This is a genomic window from Pseudomonas sp. Pse1, assembly GCF_024519635.1.
Classification (GTDB): Bacteria; Pseudomonadota; Gammaproteobacteria; order Pseudomonadales; family Pseudomonadaceae; genus Aquipseudomonas.
Genome location: NZ_JALJRO010000001.1, coordinates 211,702 through 238,077, shown reverse-complemented (window position 1 = coordinate 238,077; position 26,376 = coordinate 211,702). Strand labels below are relative to the sequence as shown.

23 protein-coding genes and 6 pseudogenes are annotated in these 26,376 nt (G+C 57.8%); 13 read left to right on the top strand and 16 right to left on the bottom strand.

Features of this window, described 5'->3' with window-relative positions:
• From NR126_RS01045 to NR126_RS01030, 4 genes are all read left to right on the top strand, one after another.
• A complete protein-coding gene (locus NR126_RS01045; protein WP_110718389.1) occupies positions 1-642 on the top strand; it encodes a 3-oxoacid CoA-transferase subunit B in 642 nt (213 codons plus the stop codon).
• Between the two features lie 151 nt (positions 643-793).
• A complete protein-coding gene (locus NR126_RS01040) occupies positions 794-1,222 on the top strand; it encodes a MarR family winged helix-turn-helix transcriptional regulator (RefSeq protein ID WP_065953519.1) in 429 nt (142 codons plus the stop codon).
• Positions 1,223-1,274: 52 nt separating this feature from the next.
• Complete coding sequence (locus NR126_RS01035; protein WP_007910363.1) at positions 1,275-2,531, top strand: M20 family metallopeptidase; 1,257 nt, start codon at positions 1,275-1,277, stop codon at positions 2,529-2,531.
• Between the two features lie 6 nt (positions 2,532-2,537).
• Complete coding sequence (locus tag NR126_RS01030; protein ID WP_007910364.1) at positions 2,538-3,182, top strand: trimeric intracellular cation channel family protein; 645 nt, start codon at positions 2,538-2,540, stop codon at positions 3,180-3,182.
• Between the two features lie 25 nt (positions 3,183-3,207).
• On the opposite strand, the pseudogene NR126_RS01025 reads toward NR126_RS01030, so the two are convergent.
• Together NR126_RS01025 and NR126_RS28915 are read right to left on the bottom strand one after the other, a co-directional pair.
• Positions 3,208-3,672, bottom strand: a pseudogene (locus tag NR126_RS01025) (MFS transporter); the annotation flags it as partial.
• A pseudogene (locus tag NR126_RS28915) lies at positions 3,651-3,770 on the bottom strand (muconate cycloisomerase); the annotation flags it as partial. The pseudogenes NR126_RS01025 and NR126_RS28915, both read right to left, overlap by 22 nt.
• Before the next feature lie 156 nt (positions 3,771-3,926).
• Here NR126_RS28915 and NR126_RS01020 point away from each other — a divergent pair.
• A pseudogene (locus tag NR126_RS01020) lies at positions 3,927-4,793 on the top strand (LysR family transcriptional regulator); the annotation flags it as partial.
• A 36-nt stretch (positions 4,794-4,829) separates the two neighbouring features.
• Here NR126_RS01020 and glyA read toward each other — a convergent pair.
• The 4 genes and pseudogenes from glyA to NR126_RS01000 form a co-directional block, all read right to left on the bottom strand.
• Positions 4,830-5,156, bottom strand: a pseudogene (glyA, locus tag NR126_RS01015) (serine hydroxymethyltransferase); the annotation flags it as partial.
• 61 nt (positions 5,157-5,217) lie between these two features.
• Positions 5,218-6,141 (bottom strand): helix-turn-helix domain-containing protein, encoded by a 924-nt coding sequence (locus tag NR126_RS01010; RefSeq protein ID WP_256829471.1) that lies wholly within the window; start codon positions 6,139-6,141, stop codon positions 5,218-5,220.
• 174 nt (positions 6,142-6,315) lie between these two features.
• Entirely contained in the window at positions 6,316-6,858 is a 543-nt protein-coding gene (locus NR126_RS01005) for a VOC family protein (RefSeq protein WP_256829470.1), read from the bottom strand.
• Positions 6,855-8,750, bottom strand: coding sequence for an FAD-dependent oxidoreductase (locus tag NR126_RS01000; protein WP_256829469.1), 1,896 nt, complete (start codon positions 8,748-8,750; stop codon positions 6,855-6,857). Before NR126_RS01000 ends, NR126_RS01005 begins: the two co-directional genes overlap by 4 nt.
• 250 nt (positions 8,751-9,000) lie before the next feature.
• Here NR126_RS01000 and NR126_RS00995 point away from each other — a divergent pair, with 250 nt between their 5' ends.
• On the top strand, positions 9,001-9,459 hold the full coding sequence (locus NR126_RS00995) for a cupin domain-containing protein (protein ID WP_122598254.1): 459 nt from the start codon (positions 9,001-9,003) through the stop codon (positions 9,457-9,459).
• A gap of 201 nt (positions 9,460-9,660) precedes the next feature.
• Here NR126_RS00995 and NR126_RS00990 read toward each other — a convergent pair whose 3' ends face one another.
• A complete protein-coding gene (locus NR126_RS00990) occupies positions 9,661-10,245 on the bottom strand; it encodes a carboxymuconolactone decarboxylase family protein (protein ID WP_256829468.1) in 585 nt (194 codons plus the stop codon).
• A 196-nt stretch (positions 10,246-10,441) separates the two neighbouring features.
• A complete protein-coding gene (locus NR126_RS00985) occupies positions 10,442-11,809 on the bottom strand; it encodes an MFS transporter (protein WP_256829467.1) in 1,368 nt (455 codons plus the stop codon).
• A gap of 102 nt (positions 11,810-11,911) precedes the next feature.
• Here NR126_RS00985 and NR126_RS00980 point away from each other — a divergent pair, with 102 nt between their 5' ends.
• The gene (locus NR126_RS00980) at positions 11,912-12,769 is read left to right on the top strand and encodes a LysR family transcriptional regulator (protein WP_256829466.1); all 858 of its coding nucleotides are present in this window, start codon (positions 11,912-11,914) and stop codon (positions 12,767-12,769) included.
• Between the two features lie 60 nt (positions 12,770-12,829).
• Here NR126_RS00980 and NR126_RS00975 read toward each other — a convergent pair.
• From NR126_RS00975 to NR126_RS00965, 3 genes and pseudogenes are all read right to left on the bottom strand, one after another.
• Positions 12,830-13,068: pseudogene (locus tag NR126_RS00975) on the bottom strand (M20/M25/M40 family metallo-hydrolase); the annotation flags it as partial.
• Between the two features lie 6 nt (positions 13,069-13,074).
• On the bottom strand, positions 13,075-13,818 hold the full coding sequence (locus NR126_RS00970; protein ID WP_256829465.1) for an abortive infection family protein: 744 nt from the start codon (positions 13,816-13,818) through the stop codon (positions 13,075-13,077).
• Between the two features lie 365 nt (positions 13,819-14,183).
• Complete coding sequence (locus NR126_RS00965) at positions 14,184-14,807, bottom strand: hypothetical protein (protein ID WP_256829464.1); 624 nt, start codon at positions 14,805-14,807, stop codon at positions 14,184-14,186.
• Positions 14,808-15,783: 976 nt separating this feature from the next.
• Between NR126_RS00965 and NR126_RS00960 the strand changes: the two genes are divergently transcribed.
• The gene (locus NR126_RS00960; protein ID WP_256829463.1) at positions 15,784-15,936 is read left to right on the top strand and encodes a hypothetical protein; all 153 of its coding nucleotides are present in this window, start codon (positions 15,784-15,786) and stop codon (positions 15,934-15,936) included.
• Positions 15,937-16,095: 159 nt separating this feature from the next.
• Here NR126_RS00960 and NR126_RS00955 read toward each other — a convergent pair whose 3' ends face one another.
• From NR126_RS00955 to NR126_RS00940, 4 genes are all read right to left on the bottom strand, one after another.
• The gene (locus NR126_RS00955; protein WP_027618856.1) at positions 16,096-16,905 is read right to left on the bottom strand and encodes a helix-turn-helix transcriptional regulator; all 810 of its coding nucleotides are present in this window, start codon (positions 16,903-16,905) and stop codon (positions 16,096-16,098) included.
• 51 nt (positions 16,906-16,956) lie between these two features.
• Positions 16,957-18,306, bottom strand: a complete 1,350-nt coding sequence (locus NR126_RS00950) for an MFS transporter (protein ID WP_256829462.1) — start codon at positions 18,304-18,306, stop codon at positions 16,957-16,959.
• 75 nt (positions 18,307-18,381) lie between these two features.
• Positions 18,382-18,570, bottom strand: a complete 189-nt coding sequence (locus NR126_RS00945; RefSeq protein WP_027618858.1) for a hypothetical protein — start codon at positions 18,568-18,570, stop codon at positions 18,382-18,384.
• A 10-nt stretch (positions 18,571-18,580) separates the two neighbouring features.
• Positions 18,581-20,281 carry an FAD-dependent monooxygenase gene (locus tag NR126_RS00940; RefSeq protein ID WP_256829461.1) on the bottom strand — a complete coding sequence of 567 codons (1,701 nt, stop codon included), beginning with the start codon at positions 20,279-20,281 and terminating at the stop codon, positions 18,581-18,583.
• 711 nt (positions 20,282-20,992) lie between these two features.
• On the opposite strand from NR126_RS00940, the pseudogene NR126_RS00935 reads away from it, so the two are divergent.
• Positions 20,993-21,568, top strand: a pseudogene (locus NR126_RS00935) (Tn3 family resolvase); the annotation flags it as partial.
• Positions 21,569-21,612: 44 nt separating this feature from the next.
• Here NR126_RS00935 and NR126_RS00930 read toward each other — a convergent pair.
• Complete coding sequence (locus NR126_RS00930; RefSeq protein ID WP_256829460.1) at positions 21,613-22,527, bottom strand: LysR substrate-binding domain-containing protein; 915 nt, start codon at positions 22,525-22,527, stop codon at positions 21,613-21,615.
• Between the two features lie 109 nt (positions 22,528-22,636).
• Here NR126_RS00930 and NR126_RS00925 point away from each other — a divergent pair, with 109 nt between their 5' ends.
• The 4 genes from NR126_RS00925 (at position 22,637) to psrA (ending at position 26,327) form a co-directional block, all read left to right on the top strand.
• The gene (locus tag NR126_RS00925) at positions 22,637-23,506 is read left to right on the top strand and encodes a phosphate/phosphite/phosphonate ABC transporter substrate-binding protein (RefSeq protein ID WP_027618861.1); all 870 of its coding nucleotides are present in this window, start codon (positions 22,637-22,639) and stop codon (positions 23,504-23,506) included.
• On the top strand, positions 23,503-24,300 hold the full coding sequence (gene phnC, locus NR126_RS00920) for a phosphonate ABC transporter ATP-binding protein (protein ID WP_256829459.1): 798 nt from the start codon (positions 23,503-23,505) through the stop codon (positions 24,298-24,300). The genes NR126_RS00925 and phnC overlap by 4 nt, the downstream gene beginning before the upstream one ends.
• Positions 24,301-24,302: 2 nt before the next feature.
• Positions 24,303-25,121: a phosphonate ABC transporter, permease protein PhnE gene (gene phnE / locus NR126_RS00915; protein ID WP_027618863.1), complete on the top strand. Its 819-nt coding sequence runs from the start codon at positions 24,303-24,305 to the stop codon at positions 25,119-25,121.
• Between the two features lie 114 nt (positions 25,122-25,235).
• On the top strand, positions 25,236-26,327 hold the full coding sequence (psrA, locus tag NR126_RS00910) for an iron-containing alcohol dehydrogenase PsrA (protein WP_256829458.1): 1,092 nt from the start codon (positions 25,236-25,238) through the stop codon (positions 26,325-26,327).
• The last annotated feature ends 49 nt before the right edge of the window (positions 26,328-26,376 follow it).

The window sequence follows — 26,376 nt, the reverse complement described above, 5'->3', positions numbered from 1 at the left end:
ATGACAGCTATGAATAAACTTTCGCGTAGCGAAATGGCCCAGCGTGTGGCCGACGATATTCTTGAAGGCTCTTACGTGAACCTCGGCATTGGCGTGCCGACGCTGGTGGCCAATTATCTGGGTGACAAGGAAGTGTTCCTGCACAGTGAAAACGGTGTGTTGGGCATGGGCCCGAGTCCTGCGCCGGGAGAGGAAGACGATGATCTGATCAATGCCGGCAAACAACACGTGACACTGCTGGCCGGTGGTGCCTACTTTCATCACGCCGACTCCTTTTCGATGATGCGTGGTGGACACATCGATATTGCCGTACTGGGTGCTTTTCAGGTTTCGGTCAATGGTGACCTAGCCAACTGGCACACCGGTGCTGAGGGTTCTATTCCTGCAGTGGGCGGCGCCATGGACCTTGCGACTGGCGCACGCCAAGTGTTCGTCATGATGGATCACCTGACCAAGGCAGGCGAAAGCAAGTTGGTGCCGCAATGCACCTACCCGCTGACCGGCATTGGCTGTGTGACGCGGATTTATACTGACTTGGCCATCCTCGACGTGACCCCTGAGGGCTTGAAGGTCAGGGAGATTCTGGCCGATATCAGCTTTGAAGATCTGCAATCGCTCAGTGGCGTGCCGCTGATCAAGTGACAGGGCTTCAACCCTGCGCCGGACAGCGTTATGCACTGTCCGGCGACTGAAACTCACGCTTCACCTCCACACCGCAGTAACCAGCCACTGAAAATATAGTTGAATAATTCAACTATATCTCTATACTTCAGCCATACGACTGGAGCCCGCCATGTATTCCGACTTTCTGAATTTCAAGCTTGATTTGGCCAGTGCCCTGCTGATGGAACGGGCGAATGCCGTCTACCTTCAGCACTGGGATCTGGATGTCCGTGGATTGCGGGTTCTGCGCTTGATTCAGGCCTGCCCTGATATCACCCCGAAAGAAGTTTCAGCGCGGGCCTTGCTGGAAAAGACACTGCTCTCCAAGACTCTGGCACTGCTCGAATCGCGTGATCTCATATCGCGCTCCCCTCACCCGGTCGACCGCCGCAGTGTTGGTTTGCGTACCACTGCCGCGGGTTCGCAGATCGCTGACGACTCCACTGTCGTCGGCTCCGAACTTGAAGATCAACTGGTGTCTGCGCTCTCGCCCAAAGAGCGCGCGGCACTGGATAGTCTGCTTTCAAAACTGATGGAAAGCCTGCTTCCGCCTTCCTGACACCACCTCTCTCCCCTCTTTTTGCTGCCCTCTTTTACATAAGGAGTACCCCATGTCGTCCCTGAAAAAGTTGATTCCGGATCTTGATGCTTTGTTGCCTGAACTGGAGGACGTCTACAAGGACTTGCACCGTCATCCTGAACTATCGATGTACGAGTATCGCACCGCGAAAATCGCCGCCGACTACCTGGAGCGTTATGGGTACGAGGTGACGCGCGAAATCGGCGTGACCGGTGTTGTCGGTGTGTTGCGTAACGGTGATGGTCCGGTGGTCATGCTGCGCGCTGACATGGACGCATTGCCCATGGCCGAGGCTACAGGCCTGCCCTATGCGAGCGATGTGGTCACCCGCGACGAAGACGGTGTTGAAGTTTCTGTTTGCCACTCCTGTGGACATGACATGCACGTCACCTGGCTGATGGGAGTGGCTCGGGTTCTGTCCGAACAACGCAGTACCTGGAGTGGCACGCTTCTGGCTGTATTCCAGCCGGGCGAGGAAGTGGGTGTTGGCGCGCAGAGCATGATCGACGACGGCATGCTCGATCGCTTCCCCAAGCCGGACATCATTCTCGGTCAGCACGTCATGGTCGGGCCGGCCGGCACTGTGGGGCACCGCAGCGGCACCATTCTTTCGGCTGGCGACAGCCTGAAAATCAAGATGTTCGGGCGCGGAGCTCACGGCTCTCAGCCGCAAACGTCGGTTGACCCGGTGATCATGGCGGCATCCACCGTGCTGCGCCTGCAGACCATCGTCTCGAGAGAAGTCTCTCCGCTCGATCAGGCCGTGCTGACGGTCGGCTCGCTGCAAGCGGGCACCAAGGAAAACATCATCCCGGACAATGCCACGTTGAAACTCAACATGCGCACCTACGACGAAGACGTACGCGAGCACATGCTGGGTGCGATCAAACGCATCTGCTGCGCTGAATGCTCAGCCTCCAACGCACCGCGCGATCCCGAGATCACCACCATCAACCGCTATCCGTTGACGGTCAATGATGCGCGCGCATCCAGCCGTTTGGCTGATGCCTTTGGCGCCTGGTTTGGCGACAGAGCTTATGAAACGGCACCGGCCGCTGCGAGTGAAGATTTCAGTGTATTCGGCCGCGCGTGGAAGGTGCCCTACGTGTTCTGGTTCGTGGGTTGCACAGATCCGCAGATCTACGAACAGGCCAAAGCCACGGGAAAAATCAACAGCATCCCGAGCAATCACTCGCCGCAGTTCGCGCCTTTGCTGCACCCGACATTGCGTACCGGGCTCGAATCGATGCTTTGCGCAGCGTTCGCATGGTTCGGCAACGCTGAGTAACCAGGCATGGACACCCACCTGATCTACACCGTCATTGACCTGCTCGGCACGTTTGCATTTGGCGTGAGCGGTGCCATTGCCGCACGGCAGCAGCGCCTTGATCTGTTTGGCATTGCGACCATCACGTTCATCGTTGCCTGTGGTGGCGGGATTCTGCGGGATCTGTGTCTCGGCACACTGCCGCCGGCCGGGCTGTCGAGTTGGCGCTACCTGATCGTGTCGCTGCTCGCTTCAGCGTGGGTGGTGTGTGCTTACCCGATGGTGTGTCGAATGAAATCCCCCGTGCAATTGTTCGATTCCATTGGCCTCGGGTTATTCGCGGTGGCAGGCGCAAAGAAGGCACTGACCGTCCACGCCGGTGCCGAGGTTGCGATATTGCTGGGGATGGTCAGCGCTGTCGGGGGCGGTGTGCTCAGGGATGTTTTGCTGTCGCGTGTGCCCAGCATTTTGCAGCGGGAAATCTACGCGTCTGCCGCGTTGGCTGGGGCAGGTGTTGAAGTTTTGCTGAGTTACAACGGCGCCGATTCCGTGATGGTCTCGTGGCTGACCGCAGCAGGATGCACCCTGCTGCGGCTGGCGTCATTGCACTACGGTTGGCGGCTGCCATCCACCGACGATGAATCTGAAAATCGCCCGGACAGTACTCATTAGGCCCGGTGCGAACCGGACTCGATGCTTATTCACTGGGTTGTAACCTGACTTCTTCGTGCGACTGTACCGTTCGACGCTTGAGAAATATCAGGATAGCCGCTGCACCAATGACTCCAGGAACGGCAAATACCAGGAAACTGGCCTGCAGTGGCAAGCTTGATCCGTGCAACACACCGCCAAGCACGGGCCCGATGATTGCGCCTATGCAGCCTATCCCCATCGCCCACCCCAAACCGGTGGAACGGACATGTGGCGGGTAATATTGAACGGCGCAAGCGTTCGCCAGAATCTGAGTGTCGATTGTGCAGGCTCCGGCAATCGCGATGAGCAAGTAGAGCATCATCAAGGGAGCCTTCACGGCCAACAGACTTAAGGACAATGCTCCGCAGGCAAAGAAAAACAACAGCACTTTGGCGATGCCGACTCGATCACCCAGCCATCCGCCACCGATGGCGCCTACAATAGCTCCCGTGTTGAGCACAAACAGAAACTTTGCCCCTGCATGGTGTGCATCGCCAACTTGTGCGGGCGAATGGTGGGCAAGTCGACGATGATCGTCTCAAGGCGCTCGATCCGGGTTACGTTCATTTCTGGTTCCATTGTGCGGAGGTTCAGATGTGGGTCGTGATGCCTGTGCATCGATACCCACGGAATCTTATTTGATGTAACTTAGAATCCGCGCAACGCATCCATTGCGTCCAATATTCATTTTGTCTCTATCCATACCTCGGAGGTATCGTGTAACTCAGACATACCCGCTACTTTCAAGCGGTGGCTGAAACGCTCAATTTCACCCGTGCCGCCGAGCGTCTGAATATCGCCCAGCCACCGCTTAGCCGGCAGATTCAGCAACTCGAAGAGCATTTAGGTACAGCATTGCTGGAGCGCACGCGTCCGGTGCAATTGACCGAAGCGGGCCGCTACTTCCATGAGCACAGCGGCATGCTGCTCAAGCAGCTCGAACGGCTATGCGAGAACACTCGACGCATAGGTGAAGGGCAGCGGCAACGGCTTGGTATAGGCTTCGCGCCGTCTACCCTCTATGCGCTGCTGCCTGAGCTCATTCGAGAATTACGCCGCGATTCAGACCTTGAGCTTGGCTTGCAGGAAATGACCACGCTTCAGCAAATCGAGGCACTGAAAAGCGGCCGTATCGACATAGGTTTTGGTCGTATTCATTTCGACGATGGCGCCATCCACCAGCAAGTGCTCTATGAAGATCCGCTGGTCGTGGTACTGCCGACCGGGCACCGTTCGCAGGGTGAAACCATCACGCTGGAGCGCCTGTCGCACGAATCCTTCGTGCTGTACCCGGCCAACCCGAGACCCAGCTACGCCGATCATGTTTTAGCGTTGTTTGCAAATCCCGGTATGGGCGTGCGGGTTTCTCAATGGGCCAATTAGCTGCAGACAACCCTGGGCTTGGTGGCGGCCGGATTGGGCATCACGTTGGTACCCGCGTCTGTTCAGCAACAACATCGTGCGGACCTCACCTATGCGCCTATTCAGGATTCGGAAGCTGTTTCGCCGATCATTTTGAGTCGTCGGGCTGGTGACATCAGCCCAATGATTCAACGCTGTCTTAGCATCATCAATTCGATAAACCCCTGATCCGTGCACGCTATGGCGTGCGCGGATCATCCGGTATCAAGCACTCTTTCCTGTATCTCGTGCTGAAAGCTGTAGGAAGGGAAGCGCGCAGAGCTGCGCGGCCTGCCGAGCGACCTGCGCTTCGACGTCAGCATCACCCAAGTGATCAAGCACATCACAGATCCAAACGGTGAGCGCACGGAACTCCTCCGCCATAAAGCCTCGCGTGGCCACCGCCGTGCCTCTCCGCAGTCCGGAAGTCACGAGCGGCGACTGGGGATCATTCGGCGCAGCGTTTTTGTTGACAGTTATACCACCGCGTTCCAGGGCAGCGTCGGCGTCCTTGCTGGTAATGCCCTGACGAATCAGGCTGAGCAGAGTCAGCGCAATAGTCCCATCGACGAGAGCACACTAAAGACCTTTAAAAACCATCCGCGTCGCTCAATCACTGGACGGTGAGAGAGCCGAACAAACTGAATGCATGTTTGTCGCGGTATTCTTTCGGCGTCATTAACAGCCTTTCTTTGAACAGCCTCGTCATATGACTTTGGTCGGCAAAACCACAATCCATCGCAACGGCCTTGAGCGGAACATTTCGCAGGGTCGACAGCAACCGCTCGGCACGCTTGAGCCGTTGCGCCTGCACATACTGATGCGGCGAAACACCAAACACCGTGGCAAACACCCGAACGAAGTGTGATGGGCTTAAATCGACAATGGCGGCCATATCCTTTACAGATATGGCGCCTGACAGGTGCGTGACGATATAGCGCTGCAAAGCATCGAGACGGGCACTGGAAATGCGTGAAGCGGTTTCTTCTTGACCATCACATTTGATGTATTTGCGCATCAGGTGAATACAGAGCTGCACTTCCAGCGACTGCGAAAAAAGATCGCTGCCGGGTTCCTCACTCAGCACTTCAGCCTCATAGCGCCCCATTAGTGCTGACAGCGCGGGATCGTTAACAATCGGATAGTGATCAACGAAAACACGATCAATGTTTTTGTGAAAAATTTCGCTGGCGACTTTGGCCATTAGCGCTTGTGAAATGTAGATATGACTGACTTCGATATCATTCATCCAATACCAGCGAGATGATTCGCCACGGGTCAGTATCGTCACATCATTTGCCTGCACAGCGTTTTTTCGCCATCGCGAGCCGTCGTGAAACCCGAGATTTGCGGTACCTTTTTTCCAGCGAACCAACTCATAGTCACGCATGCTGGGGATGTCCACCTCGGTTTTATAGAAACGATAACCGCGGATTGACATTCCCTTGTTCAGCAACGTATCCACTGTGCCTTTTATGGTGACTTCGCCCGGGATGACCTCGAGCATTTTCTCAGGCGCTAACAGAGTCAGACTCATCACAACTCCTTTATTGTCTTTAAGTAGTGGAGTTTTTTCACAGTTGCGGCTCCCGCCGGTCCTTTGACCTGAAGCGTACGCCGGCTTCTAAAATTAGCACAAGATAACGACGAGGGAAGCTGGCTCATGGTCGTCAGGAGCCAGGCCCGTTCAGGTCACTTCACCTTAAGAGTCTCACTCAGACTGTTTCTTGAGATCATCTTCGGCGGATTTGCCAGGCCTCCAGCGGCGAAAATCTGTCTGGCGTTCGTATGCCTGAGCCGTTGGATAGGTGACCAGTTCAATGGTACTGCCCCAAGGCGTTCTGGTGTACACGTAGCGATTGCCGGTACCTGCATCCAGTCCGGGAAGATCTCCTGGCTGGCTAAGCAGGGTGCCGCCTGCTTCGGCCAGCCGATCAGCGGCAGCATCGATATCGTCTACGTAGATACAAATGTGCTGGATGCCCAGATCGCTTGGCACCACGGGCTGCGCCTGGGGCACACCGGAGTACGAAAACAGCTCCAGATTCGGTCCGTTGCCCAGCCGGAGCATGCGGATGACCTGAATCACCGCGCCTTGCGCGATGCCTAGCCCTGCCTCCACAGCGGACCCACCCAGCGGTTTGTCCAGCATGTCGTAAAGCACCTGCGCGCCAAACGCCTCCTCAAAGAAACGGGTTGCCAGCTCCATGTCTGGAACGGTAATGCCGACGTGCTCGATAGCGCGTACGTTCATAGCGCCTCTCCTATACGTGCGGCAGACCAAAAACCTGATTGCGTGGCTTCGTACATCCTGCCTCCTCGGGCACGCGTGCCAATACTCTGCACGTGATAATCATCGACAAGGGCGGCATGTAGTGTCGAGGGGGTGCGCGCGCCGGCCATGATGACCTGGCCGTTTATCGGCAGCGTGGCATGGGTGACGATCTTGACGCCCAGGTTCTGCAAGATTTCCGTAAGGTGCCCACGTTGCATATCATTGGTGTCCACGCCGACGCTCGCCGCCGGCGAGAGTAAGCTGACGCTACTGCCGTTCTCGGCCAGCCAGAGTGCTGCGAATAAAGCCACTTCGGTCTCGCCATAGACCGTGACCTCACGCTGCGAGGGGAACATGCCAGTGGACATCATCTGCACCACGTCTACCTCCGGCTGATCTGACTCGGTGCCAGTGGCAAGCAGCACGGAATCCCAGAGGTTCGGATCCATGTCCTTGCCATCGGAGTTCAGGTGTACGGTGACCCCAACACGATCGAGTTCACTGGTGTAGAACTCGATCATGTTGATGACCTCCATACGAAACGGGCTCGCTGCTGCCCAGGCCCAAAGTTGCCCACCCACTCGTGCGTCGCGTTCGAGCAAGGTGACGCTGTGGCCCCGTTGGGCTGCCAGAATCGCCGCCTCACAGCCAGAAGGTCCTGCGCCGATTACCAGCACCCGCTGCTTGCGCGCGGCCGGTCGACGGGCCTGCTCGGCTCGCCGCTCTTGGCCCAGAGTGGGGTTGATAACGCATTGAGTGCCTTTACCGTTGAACATCCAGCGCGATATGCACTCATTGACAGCCAGGCAGCGGCGCACACTTTTAGGTTGCCCGCGCTGAGTCTTTATCACCGTGTCCGGATCAGCGAGTCCTGATCGTCCAAGCGCTACAAAATCCAACTCGCCCGCAGATACCGATTCAGACATTTCCTCAAGTAGCCAAGTCAGGCGGCCAACGCCAATAACGGGTATCGACACCCTCTGCTTCACAGCCTTGGCGTAATTAACCAATGAGCCGGGGGCGATCATGGGTAGCAGCGTCATCGCCGTATCGTAATTGCCGGCACTGACATCCAGCGCATCCACGTGGGGTTCGAGCATTTCGCAAAACGCCAGCCCGTCTTCCAGTGACAGGCCGCCTTCATAGGGTTCGACCACGCTCAGCCGATACAGGACGGGATAGTCAGGCCCCACCTCCTCGCGTATGCCACGAACCACATCAAGGGCAAAGCGTGCGCGGTTCTCCAGCGATCCTCCCCAGTTATCGGTGCGCTTGTTGGTGAACGGCGACAGAAACTGACCCAGCAGGTAACCGTGGGCTCCGTGCAACTCCACGGCATCGAAGCCTGCTGCAACCGCGCGACGAGCGCCTTGGACGTACTTGTCGATCAAACCCGGAATCTCGTGCTCCTCGATCGCACGCGGAGGCGTACCAAAGGCGCTGGTGATACCGGCAGTGGGCGCCAATGGCGGCTCATTACGCTCAGTGTTGCCTTGCGAGTTCTGCCGCCCGGTGTGATGCAGTTGCACGGCTATCTTCGCGCCTTCGCCATGTACTGCATCCACCAAATTGCTTAACCCACCAATGAACCGGTCGTGATCGATCCGAATCGGATGCCCGGCAGTGCGGCCCACTTCCCAGTCGATGGAGGTATTTTCAGTGATGATCAGACCGACTCCGCCTCGGGCCCGGGCGCGGTGATAGTCAATCAGCTTGTCGTCAACTTCGCCGAACGTACTCGCAAACTGGGTGAAGATAGGCGCCTGAACGAAGCGGTTACGCAGCTGCATCTTGCCGATCCGCCCCGGCTGGTAGAGTGCCGCAGCAGGCCCATCAGACATCACCAGAGTTGTATCGCTTGAAAGGACCATAAGCTCTCTCCTCACACTATCGTTTTTATTTTTGAGGCTTAATCATGGGAGGCAGAAGCTCAGGGGTATTGAATATTCATCGCGGTCCGTTGAAGGAAATGACTTTTCCAGCGCACCCGAATGCAAAGCCGCTCGCAGCAACATGAATGGAAGAAGCGTTCTATCGGCCAGCAGAATTATTCAATACCGCATGAATGCCAGCACATGAAACTCGTGGCTCACAACAAAAACAACAGCGACGAGGAATGTTATGAAGATGCTTGAGATCTACACCGGTCTGTTTGCCCTGACCACCTTACTGACTGGCTCCGCCTATGCGGCACCGACGCCTGAAATCAAGGCAAAGGTGGCTATTAAAGAAGTCGCTTCTTGGGAGGGGACTCCCTATAAGTCCTATCCCGCAGGTCAGCCACAGCTAACCATTCTCGAAATCACCATACCGCCCCACACTGCGTTACCTTGGCATCAGCATCCGGTTCCTAATGCCGCGTACGTAGTCTCTGGTGATTTGACGATAGAGGATAGAACGTCCGGAAAGTCTCACCAGGTAACCGCCGGGCAGGGCTTCGCCGAGTCGGTGAACTCGAGTCATCGTGGCGTGACCGGAGATAGACAGGCGGTGGTCATAGTGACCTACTCGGGGGCAGAGGGGACACCTTTGTCAATTCCTGACAAAGGAGAGAAGGCCGAGTTCGAGCATTTGGAATAACTCTAGAATCCGACAATCAATGCGACTATGAAGTGAAGCCATCAGCGACGGGTAAGAAAGCGAAAGCGCTTGTTGGCAGGATCTGACCGCTCTTCAACGCAGAGGAAAACCGATAGCGACGAGTTACGGTCGTCACTATCGGCTATCTGCTGCTGCAAGTGCACCACAGGAATGTCAGGAATTTTGGCTCAAACCGAACAGTCAGCCTTTGATCCAGCTTCCATCTTCCTGAGCATCAATTGGAATATTGAAAGTCTTGATATAGGCAGCAAGCATGCGGTAGTAGCCAATGACAATAAGGGCGTCACTCAATTCTTCTAACGAGAAGTGTTGCTGGGCATGTTTGAAAAGCACGCCGGAGGCCATTCCTTTATCAATGACGGATTTGCCGAAACGCAACAGGAGGCGCTCTGCTTCAGTGAAGGCTTGAGTGTCATCGATGCAGCCTTCGCCGATGGCCACGAACTGATCAGGTCTAACGCCGGCTACTTGAGCGATGGACACGTGCTGCTCCCACTCATAAGCCACGCCTTCATGCGCGGCGAGCAGCAGTACCAATATTTCCTTGTGGTAATCAGAGATCGTCAGGTCGCGAAAGATGGCGTTGGTCAGGTCAATGGTGGGAATAAATGCACCCGCACTGTAACCCAACATTCTAAAAAAATTAACCTTGGTGGGCAGACCCTCGAATTTCTCGCGTACCGCTACGGGCAGCTTTCTGAAATCAGGATAATCGATAGCCACTTCAGAACTGATTTTATTATTGGCGCGGGACAAACTTGACATAAGAACCTCCTAAGGTTTTCGGCGATTTAGAACTTATTACCTCAACTAATATGATGTATCCCAGCAATGAAAATTCATTTCAGGAAGAAGCGTTTCATAACCAAATTACCATTTGACCTGAACAAATATTCAGACCTTAACGTATTAAATGATGCAAGGCTGTCGACGAAAAAATCCGAAGTGTATGGTCGGCATTTCACACTTGAATGGGCACAGCTCGCGGACGAATAAATGCCATGTTAACGATGATGCACGCCAACAGGACGCCCACACATACCTGCATGGAAACCGACATCCCGCTGGCGAACGCACTGGGCTCATCCTGCGAAATCAAAATTCCAAAAACCGCTACTCCGATAACACCGCCAAGTTGTCGGGCCGACGACATCAATCCAGATGCCATGCCCGCATCGCTTTGGCTGACCGCCGCCAGCATCGAATTATTCATGGAAGGGACTGTCGAGGCGCTACCGATGCCGACGATGACCAATGCTCCATTGAGCAACCAAGCGGAGCTATCGGGTCCCACCTGGGAAAGGAGTAGAAAGCCAACGACTTGTAAGGCCAGCCCTGAAGTCATGATCTTCAGCGCGCTCACGTGCCGAGCAACGCGCGCGGATGCAAGAGAGGAAACTGTCATCACTGCGGTCAGGGGAATAAAGGCAAGCCCAGTGCGAACAGCATCGTAATGCAGGATGGTCTGAAAATAGATGCTCAGGATAAAGACCACACCGTAAAAAGTGAGGTTGATGACCCCACCCGTGAACATCATGGCTAGCAGAACATTATTGCGAGATAGCCGGGCCGGCAGCATCGGCGCGCTTACCTTGGCTTCAAGCAGCATAAACACGCACAGTGCCAGCGCCGCCAAACCCATACTGGACAGAGGGATCGCGGTCCATCCCAGACCGCTCGCCTCTGTCAATCCATAGGTCAGCAAAGACAGGCAAGTAGCGATGCTGACCTGACCGTAGACGTCGACTTTGTTATCCGTGCGCGGTGACGCAGAGGTGAAGCGCAAGGTCAGAAAGATAGCCAGCACGCCCAATGGAATATTGACGAGGAACACGCTGCGCCAGCCCAGATACTGAATCATAACGCCCCCCAACACCGGACCTGCAGCCAACGCAATACCGCCGCAGGCCCCCCACAGAGCGACTGCCGAACGGCGTTTGTCCGGATCGCTGAAATTCTGACGGATAAGCGTCAGTGAGGTCGGAATCAGGAACGCTGCACCCAGGCCCTGTACGCAACGCATGATGATGAGCATCGGCATGCTAGTCGCCAGACCACAGCCGAGGGAGGCAAGGGTAAAAACAGCAAAGCCGAACACGAATACACCCTTCGCCCCCCATTTATCGCCAAGACCTCCGCCGAGAATAAGCAATGCCGAAAACACCAGCGCGTAGCTGTTGATCACCCATTGCAGGCCGGTAAGGTTCGTACCGAACGCAGACTTCAGAGCGCCAAGGCCAACGTTGACCACGCTGACGTCCAACTGGACTACGAAAAACCCCAAACACGCCGCGATCTGAATAGCGACCAAATTCACTTTTTTTTGCATTTCAAATGCCGACACTTGACTGTAGGGGACCCATGCTAGACGTTGACTTGATATGCGTAAATCCGTAAAAGTGCAGGTATACCATGCAGATACGCATAGATCATGAACTGGGAAGACTTACGTTACTTTGTGGCAATTGCCAGCGCCGGAACGTTGTCCGGGGCCTCGCGGCAATTGGGCGTCGATCAAGCGACTGTTAGCCGCCGGCTGGCGGCGCTTGAGACAGACCTGGGTGCCCGTTTGGTCGATCGCCAACCGCGAAAGGCATTTCTTACCCCGCTGGGTCAGGAAGTCCTGACACACGCTCTGAAAATCGAAGACAGCGTATTTGCGGTCAAACGGCTTTCGCTGAGTGCGAGCAGCCAATCGCGTGCCAAAATCACAATCTCCGCTCCTCCGATCCTCGCCCGACATTTTTTCGCACCGCAACTGCTGGTTCTATCCCAGCGCCTGCCTCAGGTTCAGGTGTCGGTATTGAGCGAATCGCACGTTGCGTCCTTGTCCAAGCTGGAGGCAGACCTAGCCATTCGCCTGACGCCAGGTACCGCGGATTCAGACATTGTAAAAAGAATCGGTGAAATGCAATTCGGACTCTACTCGACCCCCTCCTACGCGAATGTCGCAAACCCGCAGCAATGGGAATTCATCGGCTATACCGAGTATCCGGTCGCTTTTGATCATAAAAACTGGTTGTACCAGACCATTGGCAACCGCCGTGTAGTCTGTGAGGTTGCCGACCTCAGCAATCAATATGAGGCCGCTTGTACGGGGATTGGAGTTGCTGGATTACCCTGCTTCCTAGCCGATCAAGATGAACGACTGCTAAGACTGTCGAGTTCCCAGAAGATGTTGAGCCTAGGAATCTTCTTGGCCCTCCACCCTGATCGTCGCAATGATCAATTAGTACGCGACACCAGTGCCGTTATCATGGAACTGATAACTGATCTTGGGCTGACTTGATAACGCTGTCTCAGCATCATCGCTTCTATCAATCCTACCTTCCTCAGTTGAGCTGGGCATTCAGATGGGAGAATCTTCCACCAATTTTACCCAGCAATCGGCGCCCAACCGGATCAGCTCATCATTGAAGTCGTAGTCGGGTTGTGCACAGAGCAGCCATGAAACTCGCCCTCACCATTGCCCAGCAAGAAATAGCATCTCGGCACTTCTGTGAGCATCCAGGCGAAGTCCTCGGTGGCCATGACCTTCGGTCCGCGGCTTTGCAGGTGACCTGGCGCAAACAGCGACTCAAGACTTTCGCACACTCAATCCCCGTTTTTTGCTTCCCATGTGGCAAGCAGAAAAAGGGCACTCGAACCTGCCAGGTTCACTGCCAGCTCTGCATGACGGGGAGCGGCCTTCACCCCGCCTTTACCTTTGCCATGTGCATCGCTCAAACGATTCCGAAGCGCCCCTAAACCCTCGATAACTGCTGTGCACCCTCCAAGGATTTGCTTGAACACAACTTCTTCATGCTGTGCCTTCGTTAGGTTTAGAAGCGTAGCGGTTTGTTTGTAGAGTTTATTTAGGTCAGGAGTCGTCTCATGATCGCCCGTTCCTGCTTCGTCAAGAATATGTTTGCATACCGATTCCAGGAGACTACGAGCCATGGTGATAGCGCCCTCGGGATCAGTTGAGCGCCTTTCAAGCGCCTTAGTCCAAGCGATACGAACGTGCTCAGCGTCAATGCGGTCCAGCGCTTCAGAGACAACGACATCTGAAGGGTGCTCCCCACCCGACTCAGCGAAGTCAACAAGTGACCTAAACTCTTCCCAAATGAATTTCCTACGCTCGGCGTAGCTTTGAAATTTTGGCTGGATGAACCCCCAAAACTGATCCAAGTTCCTGTAACGACGCACCCACGCGGGAACTAGTGAAGCTATACGAGGGTTATCAAGAACACTCTGCCGATAAAGAGGGTAATCCCGCTCATCATCGTCATTTCCGTTCCCGGTGGCACGATTGATGTAAATCGATTGCAAGCTGTCAACGTCATCAATGAGAGCCATGAATTTCGCACCTTCACCGTCTTGTATTACCAACTCGTTATAGCAGCCCGCACACGTTTGTGACCGGTCGCCGACGATCATTGGTATCAGTCGGCAAAGCCCTCGGCAATGTCAGGAATTAAGGGCCATAGCTGCTTGCCCCTCCGTCTCAAACTGACATGGAGTGAAACAGGCGCCGTGGGATTGCGCTCAGTTTTATTCGCCATCCCGCTCGTTTCTGGTATCTGAGGCTCAACCCGGCCAGCTCGACCTTGGTTTATCCATCCACTCACCTGCAACACGCGCGGCATCTGGCTCCGGTCTCTTTCAGCCCGATCAAAGCCAAGGGCCACTGAGCCCCTACACTCTCAGAGTCTTCCACATTTTTACTGACGGTTTTCACCAAGCGAAGGCGGTGTCTGATTAACAGGCCTGTACGGCCCGGTTGGCTCTTTCGTACCTACATACGAAACTGTGAGCATCCCGTATTCATAGCTACCTTCAACACCTCCAATTTCAACCTGCTCCCTACCGTTGATGAAGCCGTTGAACAGAACTACTGGATTGCCGTTGCGCGGGGTGATTGTCACCTTGGTTTTGCCTGAAGGTCGGCACGTCGTGTGCAGAAGAGCGTTCGTGTATACGAGTTCGTCACCAAAATCATACAACTTGTAATCACTGGCGCCGCCTGGCTTGAGGCAATCGATCCCCCTCAACGCGACCCCCATCACCTCGCCAGAGCGAGGTGTTCCGGACTTCTTGGCAACGAAGAAGTGGGCCTGTGCAACGATTTGTTGGTCAGCTGGCATCGGTAGAAGGTGGTCTTGAGTCCATTCCACCATCGATGTCAGAAATGGTCCAACGTATCCCGTGATTATGCTTGTGTAAGCCCCCAAGAAAACGCCACCGGTTGCAGAAACTACTGCGAGACGAGCCTTTTTAAACAGCCCAAAATCATCTGGTTTGCTGGCAGTATCCTGCTGGGTTTTCCTATTTCTACGTCTGGCCACGTTATATGTCTTCTGGTCTGTTCAATGGAGGTCATGAGGCTGAAAAGACTGAGAGTTTGACATCCTAGATCTTCATCGAGCAGCTTTCTAGGTCATCGACTATCTGGATTTTACCGTCCAGGCTTATAGCAACTCCTTCAAGCCTGAGCGCCACGCTTTGCACCGGACAACTTTTTTAAGACAATAGAGGTAACATTTCCGAAAAACTGAAAACCTTTTGAGTCTTCCATTTCTGTCATGTAGCGCTATCGCTCCGTCGCCGATGGAGATTGAATGCGCATCAAGCAGCGCCTGAGGCTGTCCGATGTTGCCCCCAAGGTAGCCGCGGTTTGTGCCACCGATTGTAGGGTTTACGGGAGTTGGACATTCACCGCGCCGCCAAACCCGTTACGGGCATCCCTAACAGCGCGGGCCAACTCGGCACCCAGATCGGGACGTTCTTCTGTCAGGCGGTTGAGCACTGAGCTTCGATTCTAGGACAGATGCGTGCTGGCATAGTGGCCGACGCGGGCCGGGGCCAACAGCGCGCGGTGCTTCCACGCCAATCCGCGCCCCAGCCCTTGAGCGGCGGCTCTATCGGAGAAGAGCGACCAGATGAGTTCCAGATCGGCTCCTACCTGCAGCCGTACGCTCAATACTGGTTCGACGTCGGCACGCGGCTCATCCTCCAGCAGCCCTGTATTCGCATCAAACCACGCAGAAAATCGCCGTAGGTATAGAGATTCAACAGGTCATCGGGCATAGCCCAGACGGTGACGGTGATCACAATCGGGTGAGCAACATCTATCAGATGAAAGTCGGTATCGGTAAAGCGAGCGCTGCGTCTCCTGTCCGAGCGTGGTCGCTACTTAGCTGAAATCAACCTACTCAAATCGCAAAAGAACATCGTTGTTGCCGGCATCCAAATCAAGAGGGGGTATGTTCGCCGAGCGAGTCCGTCCAGTTGCTGCCCTCGCTCAAAGGAGTGCTCAGCGAGATGGATATAGCGGCTCTGAAGGCTGCAGCTTCCGACGATTTGAAGCAAGGCTGGACGGTAACTAAAGCTGGCCAAGTGAAAGGTGACAACGGCGAGATTTACAAGCATAGATATGTGCTTGCGCTTAAGAAAATTCTGATGGGAATCAACTGAGCTGCTCCGCTAGTGAAGGGACGGCTTTTAGTACAGTATCCTAGTACATATACTAACCGCCCTCGCAGCTGTAACTACCAACTTTGCTGGGCTATATACATTTAGTACATTATGTGATCCTAACTGAAACTATTTAGTTGAGTTATATATAACGCCCCCTCAAGCCCACTCTGCCCTCGTCGCTAACCCAAACAACTCCCGCAGCCCTCCAATCCCCAACTTGCGATACAAACGCTTGATATAGGTGCTCGCACTCATCGGCTTCACGCCCAACTGTTCTGCAATGTCTTCCACCTCAAGCCCGCACATGATCAGCCGCAGTAGCTCCTGTTCGCGGTAGGTCAGTTCCACGTGCTGTTGTCGGATCACCCTTTCCGTCAGCAACAATGGCAGTTCATTGGCTTGCAGATAAGCGTGGTAATGCAGGCGCACGGCCTGGATCAGCAAGGGAGCGATGGTTTCCAGGTAGTGCATCTCCCCTGCTGAAAAATGCCCGTGCTCGCGACCACGGTAGAAATTCACCGAGAGCCAGCGGTTGCTTTCGCAGTGAGTCAGCAAGGCGACTCGCTCGGAAATCTGCGGTTGCTCATAGCAGATGCGCCGGTATTCGCCGTGGCTGATGTCGTCGATGGCCTGGCGCTGGACGATGATGTGGGTACCCGGCGTGCCCTGGCTCATGGCTTGCTGATTGCCATCCTGGGCGTAGAAACGTTGGGCGTATTTGTTGGAGATGACCGGCAGCGAGACCTCTCGTGCGCGGTCGGCGAACGAGAACACCTGTGGGTTGCGGCGATGGGGATAGGCAAAGATGGTGCATTGGGCCAGCGGAACGCCTGGCCCAATGACTTGCAGCAGATCTGCCGCCAGGTACTTGCTGCGGTTCAGGCCGATCCGTGCCAGCAGATTGGCCGCGTGCCCCATGTTCAGGCTGTGATCACTGCTGCTGGAGCGTAATGGCCAATACTGCATGACGATTTACCTGAGAGTCTTGAGCGCTCGAAGGCGCGACTTTACCACCCTTCAGCACGTCGCCGGCAGACCGACTCGTCCGCCGATCGGCAGGCGTAGCGCCAACAAGGCACCGAGGATCATCAGGATCGCCGCATAGGCGAAGCCGGAGCCGAAGCCCTGGGTCAGGTCTTTCAACCAGCCGATCACCAACGGGTTGACCGCTGAACCTATGTTGCCGATGGCGTTGATCACCGCGATGCCGACGGCGCGAGCCTGGAAGCTCAGGCTTTGGTCAGGGGTGGTCCAGAAAATCGACATGGCCGTGTAGGAACCGCTCGCCGCCATGCACACGCCCAGCAGTTGCAACGGTGGATAGGCGGACAACGCGGTGAGTATCCACCCCGCCGCTGCCAGCAACATCGGCAGCACCAGGTGCCAGCGGCGTTCGCGGGTGCGATCCGAATGCAGGCCCCAGACCACCATCAGAACAATGGTGCAGACCTGCGGAATGGCGGCCAGCAAGCCGATTACGCCGTTACTGCTGGCGCTGTTGAAGCTTTTCACGATCAATGGCGTCCAGACCGCGATCATCGCCAGGGTGTTGACCAGGCAAAAGTACACCACGCAGAACAGCAGGATCTGTGGCGACAACAGCTCGCTCCAGATGCTGCGCGGGCGCCCTCCGCTGCCCTGCCCCGCATCACTGCGCTCCGCAGCCAGCGCCTGCGCCAGCACTTGCTGTTCTTCCCGGTCCAGCCACTTGGCCTGTTGCGGACGGTCATCGAGGTAGTAGAACACCACGAAACCCATCAGCACCGAGGGCAAGCCTTCCAGCACGAACAGCCACTGCCAGCCTTTCAAGCCCCATATTCCGTCCATACCCAGGATCAAACCCGACAGCACCGAGCTGAATCCGGCAGTGAATGGCATGGCGATCATGAACAGCGCGTTGGCTCGGGCGCGGTAGGCCGCCGGAAACCAGAAGGTCATGTACAGCAGCACGCCGGGCAGGAACCCGGCCTCGGTGATGCCGACCAGGGTGCGTAATAAATAGAGGGAGGTGGCGTCGGTGGCCAGCGAGGTGCACGTAGACGCCAGGCCCCAAGCGATCATCAGGCTGCCGATCCAGCGTCGCGCACCGATCCGGGCCAGCGCCATGTTGCTGGGAATGCCGCAGCAGATATAGGCGATATAGAAGCAGGTCGAGGCCAGGCCAAACTGGGTGCCGCTCAGCCCGAGGTCACCCATCATGGTCAGGCCGGCGAAGCCGATGTTGATGCGATCGAGGAACGACAACACGAAGCAGACGAACAGAAAAGCCAGCAAACGCCGGGAGACTTTTTTGCACACCTGTTGGCAGCGATCGTGGGCGCCGGCCGCGGCCGAGACAACCGCAGAGGCAATATGACGGTGAGTCATCGAGGTACTTCCTGATTGTTGTTATAGGAAGGCGCGCCGGCCTGTGGACACGGGCCGGCGGCGATGGAACGAAGGTCAGAGGTCGAGCGCGGCCTGGCGCGTCAGTTCGAGGAATGCCCTGCCCTCGCCTATTTCCCGGGCGCTGAGCAGCGCCAGCTTGACCAGGAACAGCTGACGCTGGTCCTCGGCGATTTGATCGAGGGTTTCGGCAAGGTGGTCGTAGATCTGCTCGACGTCGGTGATGCTCAATGGCGGCTTGTTCATTTTATTGTCCTCACTCATGACCCAAGGCCAGGTCGACCGCTCGGCGCAAGGCGTCGTCGTCGAGTTGCTGCCAGCGTGCACAGACATGCTGATCGGGACGCGCCAGATAGGCACTGCCCGCTCGCGCGGCGTATTTTTCGCTGAAGTGGCCGTTGTGGTCTTCGATCACTGCGTCTGCGCCAACGACTGTGGACTGTCCGGCGCTGGCCACGGCCACGACCTGCAATGGCACACCGCGCTCGCGCAGGGCTTGTACCTGTTGCTGGACCTCCTCCGGCAACTGCGCCGCCTCAGTGAAATAAAGCAGGCAGAACGCGGCGCCCAGCCGATCGAAAAGATACCCCTCGTCGGCCAGCTTGATATTGAGCAAGGGCGCACCCTGATGCGGACCACCGCCGAAGCGCTGATTGTCGTCGTCCCTGCAGTTGAGGACCGAATCCACATAGTCATGGGGCCGCGATGTGCGCCAGTGATACAGCGGGCGAACGAATTCCTGGGTCAGCGAAAGCGACAGCACGGCGTCGCGCAGCAATCGATAGCCTGCAGTCGGCGGCGTCATGAAACGGGTGCTCTTGCCCGCTTCGGCGATAATTTCCCGTGCAGCCCCTACCCGCTCCTCGCTGTAGGACGTCAGCAGGCCCGGGCCGGCAAGGCCCTTGATCGACAGCGCGAGTTTCCAGCCCAGGTCGTGGCAGTCCTGGAAGCCGGTGTTGGCCCCGCGCACGCCGAAGATCGGCAACAGATGGGCGGCGTCGCCGGTGAAGATTACTCGGTTGTGGATGTAGTCCGGCAGGGTCAATGCGCGGGCCGAATACACCGAGCACCAGTCCATTTCCCACTGCGGATTTTCCACTCCGACGATCTTCAGTTGGGCGTTGATGCGCTCGCGCAGGGATTCGGGCGCGAGGGCCTGCTCAGGCGTTTCATCACGGGGCAGTTGATAGTCGATGCGCCAGATGTTGCTCGGCTCTCGGTGCATCAGCACGGTGTTGCCGGGATTCCAGTGCGGATCGAAATAGGCCAGGCGTTCGGTCGGCAGGTCCAGTTCGATCTTGATGTCGGCGATGACAAATCGCCCTTCATAGGAAGCGCCTTCCAATTGGAGGCCCATCAGGCTGCGAATGGCCGAGCGCGCGCCGTCGGCGGCGACCACCCAGTTGGCTTGCAATTGATAGGCGCCCGCCGGCGTGTCTATATCCAGTGTCGCGTAGTCAGTCGCCTGTCTCAGGCCTTCGACCTTGTTGCCCCAGCGCAGTTGCACCAGCGGATTGGCGTCGCAGGCGTCGACCAGGAACTGTTCCAGGCAAGGCTGCTGCAGGTTGGTCATCGGCGGGAAGCGGTCGTCCGGATCATGGGGCGCGTCCATGCGGAACACCCGCTGGTTGCGATAGAACGAGTTGCCCGAGCGCCAGCCCAGGCCTGCTTCGGTGACCCGCTCGGAGACCCCGACCTGCTGGAGGATTTCCAGCGAACGACGGGTGAAGACGATGGCGCGACTGCCTTCGCTGACCTGGCGTTCCGACTCCAGCACGATCGAGGGGATGCCATGGCGCGCCAGGTCCAGTGCGGTGGTCAGGCCGATTGGCCCGGCGCCGACAATCACCACCGGGTGGCGCTGGACGGGCTCGACGCCGACGCTGGCGGTGTGGGCAGGGAACACCTGGTAATCAAAATAAATAGAGCGACGAGGCTCGGCGAGGGGTGTGTGCATCGCGATGCATCTCCGGTTTTTATGGTTATGGGCGTGAGCCGGTGCGCAAGTGGAGATGACTTTAAGCGCAGCGCGCTAATGCGGATGTCCCCTTGAGGGGACAACTTGCAGGAACAGCCATCTCATACCCCACGTTATCCCGCGCTGCCCCCTGCCTTTCCGGCTCTCAGTACAGCCACAAAGCGCCGTTTCCGCCATTAACATGCGATAACGCTCAATTATTCATTGTTATCAACCAATCAAATCAGCACGAAAAACGAACATAAAATAGTACGTAATTACGTGATACATATCGTACGATATTAAGTGTAATCAAAACGACTCAGCCAGCGCCAAAAAACGCTCAAAACCAGGTGCAAATTCTTGTTTTCCAAGGTTTTTTGCTGTTTTCAACAATTTGCGCTCTACTTTCACACTGCAAACCACCCCCTTACGCCCCTTCGGAGTACGCCCCCGTTGAACAAGGTTGACCGCTATCTCAAGGCCGGTACCCGGGAGAACACCCGGCGCAGTTACCGTGCGGCGGTGGAGCATTTCGAGGTGACCTGGGGCGGTTTTCTGCCGGCCACGGGCGACAGCATCCTGCGATACCTGGCCGAATACGCCGATCAGCACACCGTCAGCACCTTGAAGCAGCGGCTGGCGGCGCTGGCGCAATGGCACATCACCCAGGGTTTTCCAGACCCGACCAAGACCCCCAGCGTGCGACAGATGATCAAGGGCATTCGCACCCTGCACCCAGCCCAGGAAAAACAGGCACCGCCGCTGCTTCTGCAGCATCTGGAACAGGCGGTCAATTGGCTGGAGAACGACGCGCAGCAGGCCGCGGCGCGCCATGACCATGGCACGGTGATGCGCAATCGCCGGGATATCGCTCTGGTGCTGATCGGTTTTTGGCGTGGTTTTCGCGGGGATGAGCTGTCACGCCTGCAGGTTGAACATATCCAGGTAGAGCCCGGCGCCGGGATCACCTTCTACCTGCCCCACAGCAAGGGCGACCGCCAGCACCTGGGCACCACCTTTCGCACCCCGGCGCTGAAGAAATTGTGCCCGGTCCAGGCCTATTCCAACTGGATCGGCGCAGCGGGGATTGCCTATGGCCCGCTGTTTCGCAAACTCGACCGCTGGGGCAACCTGGCCGAGGACGGACTCAACAGCAACAGCCTGATCCCGGTGCTGCGTCGAGTGTTCCAACGCGCCGGCGTGTCAGCGCAGCTGTACACCAGCCACTCCCTGCGTCGTGGGTTTGCGACCTGGGCGGCGGCCAATGGCTGGGACATCAAGGCGATCATGAGTTACGTCGGCTGGAAGGATGTGAAGTCGGCGCTGCGCTACGTCGATGCCTCGTCATCCTTTGGCGACCTGGCCGCCTCTGCGCAGGCCATCGAGGTTTTCAGCGAGGTGTCGAAGAACGACGAAATCAACCGGCTGGAACGGCGCTCCGCCAAGCAATAAAGATAGGTCTCGGTGTACAGCGGATCGCCTTCGAGGCGGAGGGTGCGCAGCCGTGGATCGGCGATGAACTCCGCCTCGGACACCGCCCCCATGCCCAGGCCACGGACCACCGCCTCACGCAGCGCTTCACGACTGCCAATCTCCATGGCGATCCGTGGCACCACCCCCGCCGCTGCCAGCGCGTCATCCAGCACCGCCCGGGTAGTGGAGCCCGGCTCGCGCTGCAACAGCGCCTGACCTTCCAGTTCATCGAGGCGAATCGTCCCGCGTCCGGCCAGCGGATGCTTGTAGTGCACAAATAGAATGATCGCGTGCCGCGCATAGCGCACCGCATACAGCCCCGGATCCTCATGCAGCCCGGCAAGCACCGCAATGTCGGTGCTGTAGCGCTCGAGATCGGCCAGCACCTGGGCCGAGTTGCCGACCCGGATCGACACATCGATGCGCGGATGGCGCTGCAGGTAATGGTCGACCATTTCAATCACATGGAAAGGCCCCACCGCACCGACCTTGAGCTGGCCACTGTCGAGCTGACCAGAGTCGCGCAACAAGGTGTGCGCGTCCATGTCCAGAGCGGCCATGGCCTGGGCGATCGGCAGCAATTGCCGGCCGACATCGGACAACTCGATCCGCCGCCCACGACGATGAAACAGTTCCAGGTGGTACTGGCGCTCCATGCTCTGTACCTGGGTGGTCAGGGTCGGCTGGCTGAGGCCGAGCGAGCGAGCCCCGGCGCTGAAGCTGCCGTGGCGGGCGACGGCGAGAAAGGCACGCATTTTCGCGCTGGACATCCATAGATTCCTTCAATAGTTGGCTAGCGGAACCCATATTGAATTGATCGTATGACTGTCATGTGACATTTCTAACCTCAGGCAACTCCACACAACAGCCTGGATTGCCATGAACCCTTTGCGCTCGTTTCTGCGTGTTGCCAGCTTCGCCCTGCTCTCCCTCACTGCCGTTGGCCCGGTCATGGCCAAGGATGCGCTGCGGATCGGCCTGATCCCGTCCGAAGACTCCCAAGCGATGATCGAGTCCAGCAAGCAGGTGCTCGACACCCTGCAAAGCCAGCTGGGCATGCCGGTCGAGCCCTTCGTCGCCACTGACTACAACGGCATCATCGAAGCCCTGCGTGCCGGCAAGCTCGATGTCGCCTATCTCGGTCCGTTCTCCTATGTGCTGGCGACCTCGGTGGCGGATGTCGAAGCCTTCGCGGTGGCGGTCACCCGCAAGACCGGGCAAAGCGCCTACAAGAGCGTGATCCTGACCCGCAAGGACAGCGGCATCCATGACCTGGCCGGCCTCAAGGACCATACCTTCGCCTTTGTCGATCCGAGCTCGGCATCTGGCCATCTGTTCCCCAAGGCCGGGCTGGAGCAAGCCGGCTTCGATCCGGGCAAGCTGTTCTCGCGGGTGATTTTCTCCGGCTCCCATGACGCCAGCATCCTCGCCGTGGAGAACCGCAAGGTCGACGCCGCTGCCGTGGCCGACCGGATTTTTGCCAGTGCAGTGAACAAGGGCCTGGTCAAGCAGGACGACTTCGAGCTGGTCTGGAGCTCAAAGCCGATTCCCGAGTCGCCGATGGTCTGGCGCAAGGCGCTGGATCCAGCGCTGAAGCAAAAAGTCGCCACGGCGCTGGCTTCGGTCAAGGGGCTGCCGTGGGGCGATCAAGGTGTACTGGACGGCTTTCAGCCCACCAGCGACTCAGCCTATGACGTAGTGCGGGACACCGCCAAGGTGCTCAACCTCGACTTGCGGAGCATGAAATGATCCGGGTCCGCCAATTGACCAAGCACTACGGCGCCAACCCGGTGTTGCGCGGGATTGACCTGGACGTTGAGCCGGGTGAATTCGTGGTGGTCCTGGGGCAATCCGGGGCCGGCAAGTCGACGCTGCTGCGTTGCATGAATCGCCTGGTCCGGGCCGATTCCGGAACGCTCCAGGTCGCCGGCATCGATGCCCTGGCCGCCCGTGATCCGCGCGAACTGCGGCGCCAGGTGGCGATGATTTTCCAGCATCACAACGTGGTGCCGCGCCTGAGTGTGCTGAAGAACGTGCTGACGGGGCGCCTCGGTGCCGTGTCCACCCTGAGTTCGATTCTGCAGTTGTTCCGCCACGACGACATGGTTCTGGCGATGCAGTGCCTGGAACGGGTCGAGCTGGCACACAAAGCCGGCGAGCGCACCGACGCGCTGTCCGGCGGCCAGATGCAGCGCGTGGGCATTGCCCGGGCATTGGCGCAACAGCCTCAGGTGATCCTTGCCGACGAACCGGTGGCCAGCCTCGATCCGAAGACCTCGCGCCTGGTGTTGCAGTACTTGCGTGACGCCAGCCGCGACCTGGGGATCACCGTGCTGTGCAACCTGCATCAGGTGGATTACGCCCGCGAATTTGCCGATCGGATTATCGGCCTGGCCCACGGCAGGCTGGTGTTCGACGGCACGCCCACGAGCCTGAGTGATGCCGACTTGCAGCGCATCTATCCGGGTCAGGAAGCCGACCCTACGACCGCGCCTCGATCGGTTGTCCTGCCAATCCACCGTTACGCTGAATCGAGGGGCTGAACATGCAACCACGTACTTATCACTGGGCTGTGACGCTGCCGAGCAGCACGGGTGGCTGGCTGTCGACCGCAGCGCTGGTACTCGCGGCAGTTCTGACCCTGCACTGGAGCGCCGAGGGCGCGCAGCTCAGCGTCGCAGAACTGGCCGCCGGACTGCCGCAGATCGGCGATTTCCTGTCGCGTACCATGCCGCCGGACCTGAGCATTCTGCCCAGACTGCTAGGCCCGGCCATCGAAACCCTGCAGATCGCCATCTGGGGCACCTTGCTCGGCGTATTGTTGGCGATTCCCCTGGCGTTTCTCGCGGCGCGCAACCTGAGCCGCAATCGCTGGCTGTTCCACGCCACCCGGCAAGTGCTGAACGTCACCCGCAGCATCAACGAATTGATCCTCGCCCTGGTGTTCGTGTCCGCCGTCGGCCTCGGCCCCTTCCCCGGTGTCCTCGCCCTGGCGCTGCACGGCCTGGGCATGCTCGGCAAGTTCTTCGCCGAGAGCATCGAGGAAATCGACCAAGGCCCGGTGCAAGCGCTGCAAGCGACTGGCGCGCGACCGCTGCAAGTGATCGTATTTGCCGTGTTGCCACAAGTCATCACTGCGTGGATCGCGGTGATCCTCTACCGCTTCGAGGTCAACCTGCGCTCGGCCACCGTGCTCGGCATGGTCGGCGCCGGCGGCCTGGGCTTCGAGCTGGTGAGCAGCCTTAAGCTGTTCAAATACCAGGAAACCGCGACCTGCATAATCGTTATCACCTGCATGGTGATCCTCGCCGACGCCCTGTCCAGCCGCCTACGCAACGCCATCCAGCGCCCCACGGCGCACTGACTCCCTCGCTGTTATCGGCCTGACCGATGCAACCCTGCGATCTAACGATTTGAGCTGTTGTCGGACGGCCCCGAGTATGGGGCCACTTCCGACAACAACAAAAAGGAACTCCCTATGCCTGCCCGTTTTCATAACCCGGTCGACACTCGCTTCGGCTGGGGCGGCCTCGAGGTGCTGAGCACCATCACTGAAGGCCAGGACGTCGCCCTGGTGATCTTCCCCGAAGCCCGCGCCCTCGGTCTGGTGGAGCGCATCCGCGAACTGCTGGGCGAGCGCCTGGTGTACGTCATTGAAGACATCCAGCCGAATCCGGACGTCGCCCATCTGCGCGATACCTATGAGCGTTTCTGGCAACACGCCGGGCACTGCCAGACCGTGCTCGCAGTGGGCGGTGGCAGCACCATCGATACCGCCAAGGCGTTGATCGTCGGCACCGAGTCCGGGCGTTTCGACGAGTTGCTCGGCCTGCTGGCCAGCGGTAAGCCGTTTGTACCGGCACGCTGCAAGGCGCTGATTGCCGCACCCACCACCGCCGGCACCGGTAGCGAAGTCACGCCCTGGGCGACCATCTGGGACACCGCCGCGCAGAAGAAGTACTCGCTGCACCTGGAGTGCACCTGGCCAAAGGTGGCAATCATCGACCCGCAACTGATGCTGACGGTGCCGGCCGGGGTCACGGTATCTACTGGCCTGGACGCCCTGTCCCATGCCCTGGAGTCGATCTGGAACGTCAACGCCAACCCGATTTCCGACACTTTTGCGTTGTCGGCTATCACTGACATTCTCGAATGCCTGCCGTTGCTGCTGCGCGACCTGTCCAGCCAGGCGTTGCGCACCCGCATGGCGTTGGCCGCACTCAAGGCTGGCATGGCGTTCTCCAATACCAAGACCGCGCTGGCCCACTCGATTTCCTATGAGATGACCCTGCGCCACGGCCTGCCCCACGGCATTGCCTGTTCCTTCACCCTGCCCCTGGTGCTCGGCCTTGCCTGGGGCCATGACCAGGAACGCGACCAGACCCTGCAACGGTTGTTTGGCAACGATCTGGACAAAGCCCAGGGACAGTTGCGCGACTTCCTCCACAGCCTGGGGGTGAAGACCGAGTTCGCCGACTACGGCGTCGCCGCCAAGGATGCCGAAGCGATCATCCAGTACGCCTTGCAGGGCGCTCGCGGCAAGAACTTCATCGGTGCCCGCGCGGCCTAGCCGCGTCAGCCTTTCCTGCCGCACCTGAAAAGAGTGCACCCCTGGACCG